We start from the raw sequence: 14,806 nt of genomic DNA on the forward strand, positions 1-14,806 counted from the left end.
TCTTTGATTTTTGTTTAATTTATAATCAATTTATAATTTAATTTATAATTTAATAAATGTTTTAAAATATTATAAAATATTTTCAGGATTTTCAATAAATCCTTTGATGGCTGAACTAGCAACTACTCCTGGGTTAGCTAAATAAACTTCAGAATTAGGATCTCCCATTCTACCTTTAAAATTTCTATTTGTAGTAGATATGCTCACTTCTCCTTCTGTTAAAACACCCATATGCCCACCTAAACATGGCCCACATCCAGGGTTGCAGATAATGGCTCCAGATTCAATAAATGTCTTCATAATTCCTTGTTCCATTGCTTTTTCATAAATTTCACTTGAAGCAGGAGATACAATTAATCTAACATCATCATGAATTTTTTTCCCTTTAAGTACCTTTGCTGCTTGTTCAAGATCTTCTAATCTTCCATTGGTACAAGAACCAATGAAACCTTGATCAATATGGGTTCCTAATACATTTGAAATATTTTTTACATTATCAACATCATTTGGACAAGCTATTTGAGGTTCAATATCTGTAATATCAAATGAAAATTCTTTTTCATAGGTAGCATCTTTATCAGATTTAAATATATTTAATTGTTCTTGTGATTTTCCAGTTCTCTTGATAACATAGTCAATTGTAGCTTTATTAGGTTCCATTATTCCATTTTTAGCTCCCATTTCAATAGCCATATTAGAAATTGTCATTCTAGAGCTAACATCTAAATTATCTATAGTTTCACCACAAAATTCAGCTGTTTTATATGTTGCCCCATCTGCCCCAATTTCTCCAATAATTTTGAGTATTATGTCTTTTGAAGTAGTATTGGTCGGGAGATAACCATTTACTTCAATTTTATAAGATTCTGGAACCATAAACCAGGTTTTTCCAGTGGCATAAACCATAGCTATATCAGTAGAACCCATTCCTGTAGAAAACGCTCCAAAAGCACCATAAGTACAAGTATGAGAGTCTGCACCAACAATTATCATTCCAGGTTCAACTAGGCCTTTTTCAGGTAAAACTTGGTGACATATTCCTTCACCATGAGTATATAATTTTTTTATTTGTTGTTCATTTGCGAAGTTTCTAGCTACTTTTTGAAATTCAGCTGAACCAATAGTGTTAGCTGGAATATTATGGTCAAATACAATAGCTATTTTTTCAGGATTCCAAACTTTTTTAGCTATTTTCTCAAATGTTTTAATTGCAGGAGGAGATGTTCCATCATGAGACATAGCTAGATCTACTTCTATTTCTATGATTTCTTCAGGTGTAACTTTATATCCTGCTTTGTTTGAAAGGATTTTTTCTGTAATATTCAATTTAAACACTTCTATAATCAGATTCAATAAATTTTAATGTTTTGAAATATTTATTAACTATTTTATTAATTAAAGATCAAAGGATTTAATGATTAAAAGAATTAAGATTAAATGAATTAGAGATCAAAAGGACCTCGTACGGTTTTAACAATATGGTTAAATACTTCATCATTGATATATTTTCCTTCTTCTCTACTTCTCTTAACTTCTTCAACAATCTTACAAAGTTCATCTTTTGTGACTTCAACACCACATTGATCTAGTTTAGCTTTTACAGCTCTACAACCAGAGTGTTTTCCAAGAACTAATTGTCTTCTTTGCCCAGTTAGTTCTGGTAAAAATGGTTCATATGTAAGAGGTTCTTCAATAACAGCATCTACATGGATTCCAGATTCATGTCTAAATATATTTCTTCCTACAATCGGTTTATTATTATGTATTTTAATTTTTGTGTATTTTTCAACAAGGTTAGCTAGTTCTTGAATGTGTTTTATTTTAAACCCTAAATCTACTCCGTATATTATTTTTAATGCCATTATTAGCTCTTCTAGAGAAGTGTTTCCTGCCCTCTCACCAATACCATTTACAGTTGTTGATACAGCACTTCCTCCTGCAAGAAGTCCAGCTATTGAATTAGAGAGAGCCATTCCAAAGTCATTATGACAGTGCATAGCTATTTCTAGATTGATTGTTTTTTTAAGTTCTCTTACAAGGAAATCCATTCCTTGAGGGCTTATTGAACCAACGGTGTCTGCAATATGAACTCTATCTACTCCAAACTCTTCAGCTTTTTTATAGATTCTTTTTAAGAAATCAAGATCAGTTCTAGTAGCATCTTCTGCAGAAAAAGCTACAAAAAGTCCATGGTCCTTTGCATATTCAATAGAATTCATACAAACGTTAAGAGCTTGTTCTCTGCTTAAATGTAACTTATGTTCAAGGTGAAGGTCAGAGGTGGCCATAAAAGATATGACTCCATCAACATCACAGTCAAGAGCTGCATCAATATCTTCTTTCTTTGTTCTAGCTAGAGATATTACTTGTGCATTTAATCCTTCATTAGCTATTGTTTTAACAGCTTTTTTTTCCTGATTAGAAACAATAGGAAAACCTGCTTCAATCTGATGTATTCTAAGTTCATCAAGCTTTTTAGCTATCTCTAATTTCTCTTCTGGGTTTAAACATACATCAGGAGTTTGTTCACCATCACGAAGCGTGGTGTCATAAATTGTAATTTTTTTTGGAAATTTTAATTTAGCTTCTTTATTAAAGGGACTTACATAATATTGCAATTGATTCACCTAGATTTAGAAATAAATTTATAAATATTAATATTTTAGCATTATTTGTATTTTAGTATTTCAATTTAGTAATTTTAATAATTTTAATAATTATATTTTACAATAATAAATTACTAATTTTATTGTCTATTACTTATATTTTTTATTAAATCTTAATTCTATTTTAACATGTTAATTAGTATTTTATTATATTATTTTTTATATATTATTAATAAAAATAATAAAAATAACTTATAAATTGTTATAATTATATTTATATTTTATATCCGCATTTTACGCAACAAAATTGACTTTTCCCGTTCAATGTCCCACATTTTTTCATTTTTCCACCACATTTTGGACATTTAACATCTTTGTCAACTACTAAATCTTTTATTTTATCATTCATGATTATAATTATGTCATTTATTCTTTTAATCTTTTTCTTTATCAATATTAATATTAAAAATAATAGAGAATAAAAAGATATAATTTATATAAAAATAAATTATGAGGACAAATTTAAAGGGAAAGGAGTGAAGGGAAAGGAATAAAGAGAAAAGATTAAAGAAGAAAGAGAAGAAGAGAAGAGAAAAGAAAAATGAGAAATGAATAAAGAAGAAAGAGTAAATAAGAAATATGTAAAAAAAAATAAAGAATAAAAAAATTAAAAGAAATATATTAATTCTAATGAAGATTAAGAGTTTAAAATTAAAATAAAGATTAAAATATAAAAAATAAAATATAGGATTAAGATAAAACCTATATAATGTATTATATAAATAAATCTATTAATTATCTATTTAGTTTCTGATATATAGCTGCTTGAAGACCATGATATTTTATCATACCTTCTATTTCTTTTTGATCATTTTCTTTATCTTCAAAACTAATCAATTCAATATCATGTAAACTATAATCAGATTCTCTAGCTAAAGGTAACATTGAACCTTTAAATAACTTCATTACTACTTTTCCTGTTACTCTTCCTTGCATATTGTCTATTGCTTGATCCATATCTTCTCTAAGAGGTTCTTGCCAGAGTGCAGTGTAAATAAGATCTGAATACTTTGTACTCATGTATTCAGCAAAGAGAAGTTCGTCTTTTGTAAGTACTAATTCTTCTAAAGCTTGGTGTGCTCTAATGATAAGAAGTGCTCCAGGAACTTCATAGATTTCCCTACTTTTAAGCCCAATCATACGATTTTCTATGGTATCAATTCTTCCTATTCCATTTTCTCCCGCAATTCTGTTTGCTTCTTCAATAAGCTCAATAAGTGGCATTATTTTACCATCAATAGCTATTGGCACTCCTTCATCAAATTCAATAGCTATTTTAGTCGGATGATGTTTTGCATCTTCTGCTGAAGCAGTCCAGGCATATATGTCTTCAGGAGGTTCATTTTCTGGATTTTCAAGGAGATCTCCTTCAATAGATCTTCCCCAAATATTTTCATCAATACTGTAAATTTTATCAGAAGAGATTGGTATTCCATGTTTTTTAGCATAATCTTGCTCTTCTGTTCTTGTAAGGTTAAGATCTCTAATAGGGGCAACAATATCAAAGTCAGACATAGATCTAATAACTGCTTCAAATCTGAATTGATCATTACCTTTACCAGTACATCCATGTGCAATTGCCTTTGCGTTTTCTTTTTCAGCTATTTCAATAATTTTCATAGCTATAAGTGGTCTTGCAAGAGCAGTACTTAATGGATATCCTTCATAAACAGCATTAGCTTTTATCCCTTTAGTTATATATTCATTTGCAAATTCATCTTTAGCATCTATTGTATAGTGCTGTTTTACTCCAAGATTTTTAGCTACTTTCTCTGCTTTTTCTACTTCTTCTTGGCCTTGTCCAACATCTACACAGGCAGTTATTACTTCTAAATTATATTCTTCTTCTAATAATTTAACACATACAGTGGTATCTAATCCACCACTAAATGCAAGAATTACTTTGTCCATTTGATTCACCATATAAAGTTGATATAATAAATTTAGTTAATCATGAATTGAGTTATAATTATCAACAATATAACAATTTTATTTATTATATTATTTAAACATAATTAAAATAAGAATTATAAGTATAATAAGAGTAATTGATAAGAGTAATAAGTTTATAAAATTATATTTCATGACCGTATAATTTAAAATTATCATTTTTTATATTATCATTTCTTATAATTATGGGGATATATTTATTATTTTTTATAATCATAGATTTATACGTTATCATTTTAGATAATCAATAGATATCAACTACTAAAGTAATATAGATGATTAATATTTATTTCAAAATAATTAAAATATATAAATCACAAATATAAACTCAAAGGATATAAACTCAAAAAAAATCTAAATATTCAAGATATTCTATTCATTGTTAAAACAGAAGAAAAGTCCTCAATTGACGTGGCTATTAAAATGAAAAGGCTGAGATGACATGTGAAAGAACAGTTTTTGTCAATTGAGGAGTGAGACCCATTTCAAATTTTTCAATTTTCGATGTTTTAGATTTCACAATTAACAATTGTACTTCATAGTATATAAATATTTAGGTATGCCTAAATTTTTGATAGTCTATTATTTTTCTTATATTTTTCTTTAAATTCTTTAACACTGATATTTTATTTAATAATAGATTATTACTCAATAATATAAATATTTTATAATTATACTTTTTATTTAGCGTAATTTCATGGATTTTTATAAGAATTGAAAAAAATAAAAAATATATATTTTTCCATATTATTTTCCAAATTATTTTTTCTCAACTTTTAGTGTGCAAAATTTTTTTTATAAATGGGCTGGTTTCTATAAAATTTTGTATAATTGTTCTAATTTTTATAAAATTTTGTATAATGTTTAACAAAATTTAAATACAATGATATTAAAAATAATAACTAATAATAATAACATTCTTATAGATAATTAAAATATTTATGATTATATAAAAATCATTCATTATTTAACATATTTTGAATAATTATTCATTATTTAATATATTTGAATAATTACTATCAGTTAATAAATAAAATTTTTAAAGATTAAAAACTAATAAGATTACTTTAAGTAAATAATTATTAAAAATCTTTTTCATATTTGGTTAACAATGTTAAGATTAAATATTTGTTTATAAATTTATAAAATAATTGTATTATTAGATAATTATATTATATTTATAAACTATATTTATTTAATCTCTAAATCATAATTAAATTGAATATAAAAAGGTTATAAATCTTTTGACCTTTTATTGAATAGATAGTGGGGGATTTCTATCAAAAATCATAACACAAAAATTAGAGAAAAAAAGTTAAACACTAAAATTAAGAATGGGATTGATTTTCAGATGAATCAAACGGAATCGGAACAATTTAGTGAATTTGAATTCCAAAATGATTTGGATATTTCTTGCATTTCTTATGTTTCTGGTGGTTATATAGCTGCTAATTATCAAGTTTTTGATAATATTCCCAATACATCTATTTCTCGGGAAATTTTAAAAGAATCTATAAAAGGAACACCTATAATCAAAATAGGATCTGCTCCTCTGAAATTAATGATAGTTGCAGGGATCCATGGTAATGAATTACCTCCCCAAATAGCTGCAATACAGTTGATACATAAATTATATAATCTTCATAAAGAAAATAATTTAAATGGAAGTGTATATATAATTCCTTTTTCAGCTCCAAAGTCTACAATGGTTAATTCAAGATGGTTTGATGGAGTTGATTTAAATAGAGTAAGTACTGTTCATGGTTCACTTAGTAATGATATTTTAGCTAAAGTTAAAAAATTAGATATAAAATCAGTAGGAGATTTTCATTCAACTTCTCTTAATAGTGTGCCGGGTAAAGAAGGAATATTTTGTGCATTAAAACCTTCTCCAGAAAGTTTTCAAATTGGTAAATTTATTGCAGATTCTATTGAATCAGAATTGTTATTTTACAAAAATGCTGGTAATGCATATCAAGGTGCAATTGAAGATGAATGTAATATGATGGGAATCCCATCTGTTACATGTGAAGTTTTATCTGCTAATGGTATTGCTGAAAAAGATACTTGTAATAGATCTTTAGAACAAATGGAATCTTATTTATCTTATTTTGGAATAATACCTGCTGATTCATAGTTATTTATTTCATCAGCACTGATTAATTGTAATCAGTGATTAATTATATAATAAATAACTTTTGTTTCTTATTTTAATTTCTTATTTTAATTTTCTAATTAATTTTTTACTATTCAATCTTTTAATCTATTTAAACTATTTTAATTTTTAAATACTATTTACTATTTTTGCAATAAATTACTTTTCATCATCTTGGAAAATTGATAAGTTATATGATAATAAAAGTAATTATATTATTATTTTGATTAATTTTTTAGATTTGGTGATATTATTTCTTCTTATAAAGGTCATTCTATATTTGCATTATTTTTGGCATTTTTATTTTTTCCAAATCCTATTTCTATAGCTATTGCTTTAATCGGAGCTAATTTACCTGATTTTGATCATGATATCAAAAAAATTAACCTTTATAAGATGGAAATAATAGGTCTCCTTTTCTTTATAATTTTGTATATAGCTAAACTTCCTTATTTTATTGGGATTATTCTGTGTATTTTACCAATTATCTTTTATTATTCTAATCATAGGGGATTTACTCACTCGTTATTAGGAATTATTATTCTATCAATATTGATATTTTGTGTAGTGGTAATGGCAGTAAATATTTTATCACCATTTTTAAATTCATTTGATTTAATGAATATGGGGAATGGAATTTTTCCTTTTAATTTATTAGCTATGAGTTTGATAGTGATAATTTTAGCTGTTTTAACTTTAAATAAAAAGATTATAGCTCCATTTTTGTTATTATTTTTATTAGGAATGCTATTTTTACCAGAAGGATTTTTAAGATTTTTGCTTCCATTTTATAATGATATTTATAGATATATTTATTCTATAGTTTTTTTAAATTATTTAAATAATGTATATTTTGATTATTTACAATTTATTTTTAACTATAAATATTATATGATTGCCATATTTATATTTTTACCATTATTTCTAGGATTTTTCAGTCATTTAATTCTTGATGCATTAACTCCTGCAGGAATAAAGCTATTTGCTCCATTTTCTTCAAAAAAATTTCATAAAAAGTTCGCATTGCTTTCATTAGTATTAATTTCAATACTATTTTTTACTATATTAGCTATTTTGAATTGGAATTTGATATTTGCTTAATTAATATCACATAATAGTAAAAAATTATTTTATAATAATGTTTTATAATTAATTTTTATCCATTTTTATCTTTCATATATTGATGAATATAGAAAGATTTATAATAAATAATCATGATAATCTTAATTAATAATCATGATTAAATTATATGTTAATAATTTTTCATGTTTTTATATTATAATTAATTATAGAAATAAATAGAAATTAACTTATGGAAAACTAATTAATATAATTTTAAGTTAATGTATAAGCATATCTATAAATATCAAAAATAATCTTGCTTTGCATTGATTTAACAAATGGAGATTCTTTAAAATGTTCTTAACTCGAATTTATTATGGAATATCTTACTTTATAGTACTTATAAAGGAGATAATACTTGCAACTATTGATACTGCTGTTAGGGCTGTTAAAGGTGGGAAAACTATTGACCCGATAGTCATTGACATTAAAACAGACCTCAAACGTCCAGTATCACAGACAATATTAGCTAACAGTATTACACTTACTCCTGGAACATTAACAATAGATGTAGATAGTGAAAATCAGTTGCTTAAAGTAGCTATTATAGCACCAAGAGATGTCAAGGATGTTATTCCATTTGAGCCTTATATTAAAAAAATGTTAGAATGAAATAAATTCAAAATTATAATTCAAAATTATTATTTAATAATTTAATATATAAATAATTTAATATAATTTAATAATCAGTATAATTAATGTAAATTTGTCGTTTAAATTTTCTTAAATCATGTAAAATGTGATAACAATGGATGTACTGTTGATTTCAAAATATATTTTAATAGTAGCACTTGTAATATTCATGTTCGCTTCTGTTAGGATACTTACTCATAGGACAATAGCTATGGGGCTTATTGGATGCTCTACATTTTCTTTAGCTACTGCTGTACTCCTTTTAATAGCAGGAGATTTGTATTCTATTGATTTTACTAAAGATATAGCTTTAGCATTGCTTCTTTTAGGTGTTATAGGTACAATAGCTTTTGCAATAGTATTAAGGAGGGAATAATATGCTTGGTTTTGCTATAGAAATTATTCAATCAATTTGTCTTATTATTGCAGCTATTATAATATTGATAACTGCTTTTGGAATACTTCGTCTTGATGATGGTATGGAGAAAGTAATATATGTAAGGATTCACATGTTGGGAATGGTTGATATTGCATGTGTACTGGCTATGATTGGTTTGGGCCAATATCTTCTTGCAGGACTTTACTTTATATTAGCTCCATTTGTAGCTCATGCAATGGCTAATGCTTATTATTTTGGTGAAGATGATCGTAAGTATGAAACTAATGATGAACTTACAGGTAGAGTAAATGATAATTTATATACAGAATTAGCTCTTAATAATAATACAAAGATTGATGCTGAATTTAAGTCTAATATTGTATCTTATACTAAATCTGAAGAATTTAAAGGTCTTATTTCTGATAAACGTGATGTTGTTATTAAAGAAGTTACTACTGATGATATTGAAAATAGCAATTTAAGTAAATATAAAGACAATAAATATAACAAAGACATTAATGCTATTGATAACGATAATAAAGAATATAACGACAATAACGACAATAACGACAATAGCAACAATAAAGATAATAATATGGATAATAGAAATAAAGATGAGGAAGGAGGAGAAAAGCATGATTGAAATTGTAGTAATGATTATTGCAGTTCTAGGATGTATTCTTGCAGTTATGCAGAGAGACTTACTTAAAGCCGCTATTTTAACTGGAATCAATGGAGCATCTGTAGCTTTTCTTTTTCAATTTTTATTAGCTCCAGATGTAGCTTTAACTCAAGCTATTGTTGGTGCAGCCATTGTTCCAGTATTTTTAGCTCTTGCTGTATATAAAACTCAAAGGACTGATGAATCATGATTGATTTGATGAATTTTCTAACAGATACTCAACTTTTAGCACTGCTCACTTCAGCTGCTTTTATTGTTGTTGGTCTTTATGCAGCTATATTTTTGGATAATATTATAAAAAAGATTATTGGAATAGCTTTTATTGAAGAAGGAGCTAATTTATTTATTATAACTCTTGGTTACAAAGCTGGTGGAGTTGTTCCAATTATAATGCCTGGTATGACACAAAATTGGTTTGCAGCAAATTCTGCTTATCCTTTACCTCAAGCTTTAGTTCTCACAAGTATTGTTATTGGAGCAAGTACATTAGCTGTAATGTTAGCTATAGCTATGATTTTATATAGGAAACATGGTACATTAAGTGCATCAGTATTGTTAGGTGATAATAATGAATGAACTAATTCCTTTGATGGTAGTCATTCCATTAATTTGTGCACTACTTCTTAATCTTTTCCATAAAAAAGATAGAACTGTAAAAATAATTGCTATTATAGTAGCTATTGCTATACCAATCATTCCTTTAATTGCAAACTATGGTTTACACTATTTTGGTGGACATGCACCTTTAATAACTGACCCAACATTATTAAGTACACTTCCAGCGTCAATTGCTAATTCTACTTTAGCTACTTTCCATCCAGCTATTACATATTCATTTGAAGCTTTCCAGAAATTATTTATATTTATATTGGGAATTGTAGCATTTTTTGCAATTTTCACATCATTAAATCAAAACAAAAAGGTTTCAGGACCTTTAATGTTTTTAATGTTCATGGGAACAGCTGCAGTTACTGCAATACTTCTTTCTGATGATATTTTTAATATATATGTTTTCTTTGAGATAGCTGCTTTAACTCAAGTTGGAATTATTTTAACTTCAAAATCAGATAATAATTACCAAATGGCCCTTAAATATTTGATCTTAGGGTCTATTGGTGGCCCATTGATGCTTTTAGGTATAGGATTTGTCCTAGGGGTAATAGGTAGTGTAAATATAACTGATATTGTTTATGCAATTTCTCATAATTTGGTTAATCCATTTTCACCAGCATTAATATTTGCTTTTGGTTTAATATTCTTTGGTTGGCTGTATGCATCAGGTTTACCTCCATTTCACACTATTAAATCAGGAATTTATAGTAAAGCTCTTCCAAACTCTGCAGCATTACTTCAAGCCTTTACTGTAATAACATTTATAGGTATTGGAATAGCAATATTTAGAATATTTTCCTATTTACCATTCTTCCACACATTGTTATTACTATTTTCATTAGCTGCAATGATTTTAGGTGTCACGATGGCTATTATGCAAACTGACTTTAGGAGAATGCTTGGATTTTTAGCTTTAGGTGAGCTTGGTTTTATTTTACTTGGATTTGCTCTTGGAACTCAATTTTCAATAACAGCGGGTCTTTTCCAAGCAGTCAATGAATTAATAGTAACTGCATTATTATTCATTGGATTAGGAACTGTATTATATCTTACTAAAACGTCAGACACTAATAAACTTGGGGGATTGATTGTAAACAACCCAATAGTAGCGATAATGGTATTAATAGGTGGATTAGCCATGGCTGGTGTTCCTCCTTTAAATGGATTCCAAAGTAAATTAATGATTATTCAAGCATCTTTAAATTCAGGATTTCCTGAAATATCAATCATTGCTGTTTTAGTAAGTATTGTAACATTCATGGTTTTTGTAAAAGCATTCCATTCAATTTATTTAAAACCAAAACCAAATGATTTGAAAATATTGGATAAACCAATTCCAAAATCATCAGTTTTTGCAATAACTGTATTATTGATATTGTGTATTATATTGGGACTTTTCCCACATTTAGCTACAGACAGCATTTCACAATTTGCAATGGGGTTGATTTAGATGGGTTTATATGAAAAAATAATAAATTCCTTTAAAAATGTTACAAATATTAAAGAAAGGCTAAAAGAAGATTTAGCTACTAATGAGTCTGTTTCATCAGCTTTAGCTGCAGAATTAACTCTTATTTCAACTCTTCTTATTGCAATAATATTACTTAGGCGTATTAGTATTTTATTAACCATAATACTGGTTTTGGCAATTGGCTTATTTTTAGTCACAAATATGCCTTTAATTCCAAAACTAAAAAGAGAACAAAGTGATTCTTTAGATAAAATGGCATTTTATGCTATTCTTACCTTAGGTATACTAATAACAGTAATTTACTGGGGGACTAGACATGTCTAATGATAATAAATCTAATGAACATAAAGGAACTAGAACTCTTATATTGTCAATAGCCACAGCTCTCTTCTCTATAACATTATTCGATGTTATGTTTGGATTTAGTAAGATTATTGATCCCGGTATTAGTAAAATTTACAATTATTTAGGTACTTCTATTGAACCTAATATGATAACTTTAGTAGTATTTGATTGGAGAGGTTATGATACTCTTGGTGAATCATTAATATTAGTTACTGCAGTAATTGTTGTTCTCTTGATATTTGGAAGAGGTTTGGTTGATGGAGATACTGATGAGGATGTGGGTATTACTAAAAATGAAAATGAAAATATTACTAATGAGGAGGAAAAACAATGAATCCTATTCTTAAGTTATTTGCCTTTCCAACTGCATTTGTACTTGTTTGTTTGGGAATAATGACTATTTTAGGGGGGCATATTACTCCGGGTGGTGGTTTCCAAGGAGGGGCCATGATAGCTGGTGGAGTTATATTGTGTATAATTGTTTATGGCCTTGAATACAGTCCTATTCATTTTTCCCACGATTTCATATCTGCAATTGAAAGTATTGGTGCTCTTGGATACATTAGCCTTGGATTGGTTGGTTTATTTGCTTCAGGATTCTTCCTTTATAACGTAGGTACAGACTTTTATGGATTGCTTCCTCAGTATTTAGTTAATATATTCCATTATCCAGATCCAACCAACGCAGGAATAGTTCCTTACTTTAATATTTTAGTTGGTTTAAAAGTATTTGTAGGTTTGAGTGCTGTTGTAATTGCATTTTCGCAATTTGATAAAGTTAAAGATCATATTACTAATGATGATAATGATGATAAGGATAATGTTAGTGATGATGGAGCAGGAGATTAAACTATGTTATATTTGGGACCAGTAATATTTGGATTTTTAATAGGGTTTATTGTAGGAATACGAATTAGAGATATTCCTGGAAGTGGTATTAGCTTTACTCTTGGATCTTATATTACTATACTCATTGTAGCTATTGTAATTGCATGGCAATCTGGACCATATCCATTTTTCGACGATGTCCCAATATCTACATCGTTCTTATCTGGAGCAATAGGTTTAATAGTAGGTAATATACTTACAAAAATTTATCATAGAAATAATAATTAATCAAAATTAATTTATAAAGAGAATTAATTTATAATAATTTATAATACTAATTTATAAATAATAAAATATTCATTATTTGAAAGATTTAAGATAATAGGAAGTTAAAATCATGTTTTTATCAACAAATAAATGCGAAGGAATCGGGGAGTGTGTTAAAATATGCCCTACCGAAGCTATTCGCCTTATCAATGGTAAAGCTTTTAGTTGTATTACTTGTGGGGCGTGTTTTGAAGCTTGCCCAAATCAAGCAATATTCAAAAATAGATATGGGGGATATGTAGTTGACAGAGCTAAATGTAATGCCTGTGGAGTTTGTGAATACACTTGTCCAGTTAACAGTATCCATATTGAAGATGGTGTAACTAAAGGTATTTGTGCTAGATGTGGAATATGTATAGATGCATGTCCAATTGATGCTAGAATTGATGGTTTTGACTTAATTGAAGAAAAACAATTGAATTTCTTAAAATCTCTTAATTTAGCTATTCCTACTCTTCGAGAATCTAAAGCTGTAAAAACAGAAGTTAAAAGAAATTGTGTTGGAACTGATTATGAAGAGTGTATTTTATGTGGAAGGTGTGAATATTATTGTCCTACAAAAGCTATTAATGTAAGCACTGATCAAGCTGGTGTTTGTACTCAGTGTAGAATTTGTGTTGATGTTTGTCCTGCTGATGCTATAGAAAATGGGGTTATTGATCATGATAAATGTGTTTTATGCTTAAATTGTCTTAAAAATTGCCCTAATGGAGCAATCGAAGCAGATAATTTTGAAGTCAATATTATTAAATCTGATGAAGAAATTACTGGTTCAATTATTTCTTGTCTTAACTGTGGTTTGTGTGCTGATAATAGTAGTACTGGTGCATTAAAACAAATTGATGGAAAAATGCGATATGATCCTTCCATTGATTTGAAAGTAGCTATTAATGAACTAGACAATAATGATTATGATAATAAAATTCTTGATAATATTCTAGATGATGCATTTGATGATAATAATTCTAAACTTGATGATATTGGTGTAGCTGATGATATGGCATTAGCTAAAGAATTGTTGAAAGTTGAAGTTGAATCTGAAAAACTAAATCAAAGAGCAATTAATGGATGTCCAGTTTCTACATTAAGAGAAGATGAAGAAAATGATACTGGACTTGTTGGTTATTGTGTATCTTGTGGTAAATGTGTGAAAGTATGTGACAGACAACATGCACGCAGCTTTATCACAGTTAAATGGGATGGATCAGTTTCTGAAGATTGTATATCTTGTGGAATATGCAGTGAACTTTGTCCAAAAGATGCAATCACATTAAAAAGAGGTACTATAGAAGTTGATAAGGATAAATGTATTTTATGCGAAACTTGTGGAATCCATTGTCCTGTAGATGCTATTCCTAAAACTACTATGGCTAAAAAACGCATAACTAGTGGTTTCAACTTAATAGATAATAAACTATGTATGAATTGTAAATTATGTTATAGAATATGTCCTGAAGATGCAATTATCGATCGTGAAGACATCGGCATGATGGTTGTTGATGAAAATAAATGTATATATTGTGGTGCTTGTCGTAATGCTTGTCCTGCAAAAGCATTTATATTTGAGAGAGAATTTGAAGAATTGAATGATAAAATTAATGATAATACTTCCTAATGATTTATAGTAACATATATT

At 27.4% G+C, this 14,806-nt stretch carries 16 protein-coding genes and 1 pseudogene; 13 read left to right on the top strand and 4 right to left on the bottom strand.

The window, feature by feature from the left end:
* Positions 1-69: 69 nt before the first annotated feature.
* The 4 genes from hacA to KQY27_RS07475 form a co-directional block, all read right to left on the bottom strand.
* Complete coding sequence (hacA, locus tag KQY27_RS07460) at positions 70-1,326, bottom strand: homoaconitase large subunit (protein WP_224425951.1); 1,257 nt, start codon at positions 1,324-1,326, stop codon at positions 70-72.
* Positions 1,327-1,442: 116 nt separating this feature from the next.
* On the bottom strand, positions 1,443-2,618 hold the full coding sequence (locus tag KQY27_RS07465) for a homocitrate synthase family protein (RefSeq protein WP_224425952.1): 1,176 nt from the start codon (positions 2,616-2,618) through the stop codon (positions 1,443-1,445).
* A gap of 262 nt (positions 2,619-2,880) precedes the next feature.
* A complete protein-coding gene (locus KQY27_RS07470) occupies positions 2,881-3,060 on the bottom strand; it encodes a hypothetical protein (RefSeq protein WP_224425953.1) in 180 nt (59 codons plus the stop codon).
* Between the two features lie 341 nt (positions 3,061-3,401).
* Positions 3,402-4,577 (bottom strand): argininosuccinate synthase, encoded by a 1,176-nt coding sequence (locus KQY27_RS07475; RefSeq protein WP_224425954.1) that lies wholly within the window; start codon positions 4,575-4,577, stop codon positions 3,402-3,404.
* A gap of 1,390 nt (positions 4,578-5,967) precedes the next feature.
* Between KQY27_RS07475 and KQY27_RS07480 the strand changes: the two genes are divergently transcribed.
* The 13 genes and pseudogenes from KQY27_RS07480 (at position 5,968) to KQY27_RS07540 (ending at position 14,785) form a co-directional block, all read left to right on the top strand.
* A complete protein-coding gene (locus tag KQY27_RS07480; protein WP_224425955.1) occupies positions 5,968-6,753 on the top strand; it encodes a succinylglutamate desuccinylase/aspartoacylase family protein in 786 nt (261 codons plus the stop codon).
* Positions 6,754-7,047: 294 nt separating this feature from the next.
* Entirely contained in the window at positions 7,048-7,872 is an 825-nt protein-coding gene (locus KQY27_RS07485) for a metal-dependent hydrolase (protein ID WP_342765752.1), read from the top strand.
* Between the two features lie 315 nt (positions 7,873-8,187).
* Positions 8,188-8,505 (top strand): Na+/H+ antiporter subunit E, encoded by a 318-nt coding sequence (locus KQY27_RS07490; protein ID WP_224425957.1) that lies wholly within the window; start codon positions 8,188-8,190, stop codon positions 8,503-8,505.
* 136 nt (positions 8,506-8,641) lie between these two features.
* Positions 8,642-8,902: a hypothetical protein gene (locus KQY27_RS07495; RefSeq protein WP_224425958.1), complete on the top strand. Its 261-nt coding sequence runs from the start codon at positions 8,642-8,644 to the stop codon at positions 8,900-8,902.
* Between the two features lies 1 nt (position 8,903).
* Positions 8,904-9,548 (top strand): hypothetical protein, encoded by a 645-nt coding sequence (locus KQY27_RS07500; protein WP_224425959.1) that lies wholly within the window; start codon positions 8,904-8,906, stop codon positions 9,546-9,548.
* Positions 9,541-9,777 (top strand): DUF4040 domain-containing protein, encoded by a 237-nt coding sequence (locus KQY27_RS07505; RefSeq protein WP_224425960.1) that lies wholly within the window; start codon positions 9,541-9,543, stop codon positions 9,775-9,777. Before KQY27_RS07500 ends, KQY27_RS07505 begins: the two co-directional genes overlap by 8 nt.
* Positions 9,778-9,785: 8 nt before the next feature.
* Entirely contained in the window at positions 9,786-10,163 is a 378-nt protein-coding gene (locus KQY27_RS07510; protein ID WP_224425961.1) for a cation:proton antiporter subunit C, read from the top strand.
* Complete coding sequence (gene ehbF / locus KQY27_RS07515) at positions 10,156-11,649, top strand: energy conserving hydrogenase EhbF (protein ID WP_255596645.1); 1,494 nt, start codon at positions 10,156-10,158, stop codon at positions 11,647-11,649. The genes KQY27_RS07510 and ehbF overlap by 8 nt, the downstream gene beginning before the upstream one ends.
* Positions 11,650-11,994, top strand: a complete 345-nt coding sequence (locus KQY27_RS07520; protein WP_224425962.1) for an energy-converting hydrogenase B subunit G EhbG — start codon at positions 11,650-11,652, stop codon at positions 11,992-11,994.
* The gene (locus KQY27_RS07525) at positions 11,987-12,349 is read left to right on the top strand and encodes an EhbH (RefSeq protein WP_224425963.1); all 363 of its coding nucleotides are present in this window, start codon (positions 11,987-11,989) and stop codon (positions 12,347-12,349) included. Before KQY27_RS07520 ends, KQY27_RS07525 begins: the two co-directional genes overlap by 8 nt.
* Before the next feature lie 5 nt (positions 12,350-12,354).
* Positions 12,355-12,864: pseudogene (locus KQY27_RS07530) on the top strand (MnhB domain-containing protein); the annotation flags it as partial.
* 3 nt (positions 12,865-12,867) lie between these two features.
* Positions 12,868-13,131: an energy-converting hydrogenase B subunit J gene (locus KQY27_RS07535; RefSeq protein WP_224425964.1), complete on the top strand. Its 264-nt coding sequence runs from the start codon at positions 12,868-12,870 to the stop codon at positions 13,129-13,131.
* A gap of 109 nt (positions 13,132-13,240) precedes the next feature.
* Positions 13,241-14,785: a 4Fe-4S binding protein gene (locus KQY27_RS07540; protein ID WP_224425965.1), complete on the top strand. Its 1,545-nt coding sequence runs from the start codon at positions 13,241-13,243 to the stop codon at positions 14,783-14,785.
* The last annotated feature ends 21 nt before the right edge of the window (positions 14,786-14,806 follow it).

It is taken from the genome of Methanobrevibacter sp. TMH8 (assembly GCF_020148105.1).
In the GTDB taxonomy this organism is placed as follows: Archaea; Methanobacteriota; Methanobacteria; order Methanobacteriales; family Methanobacteriaceae; genus Methanobinarius.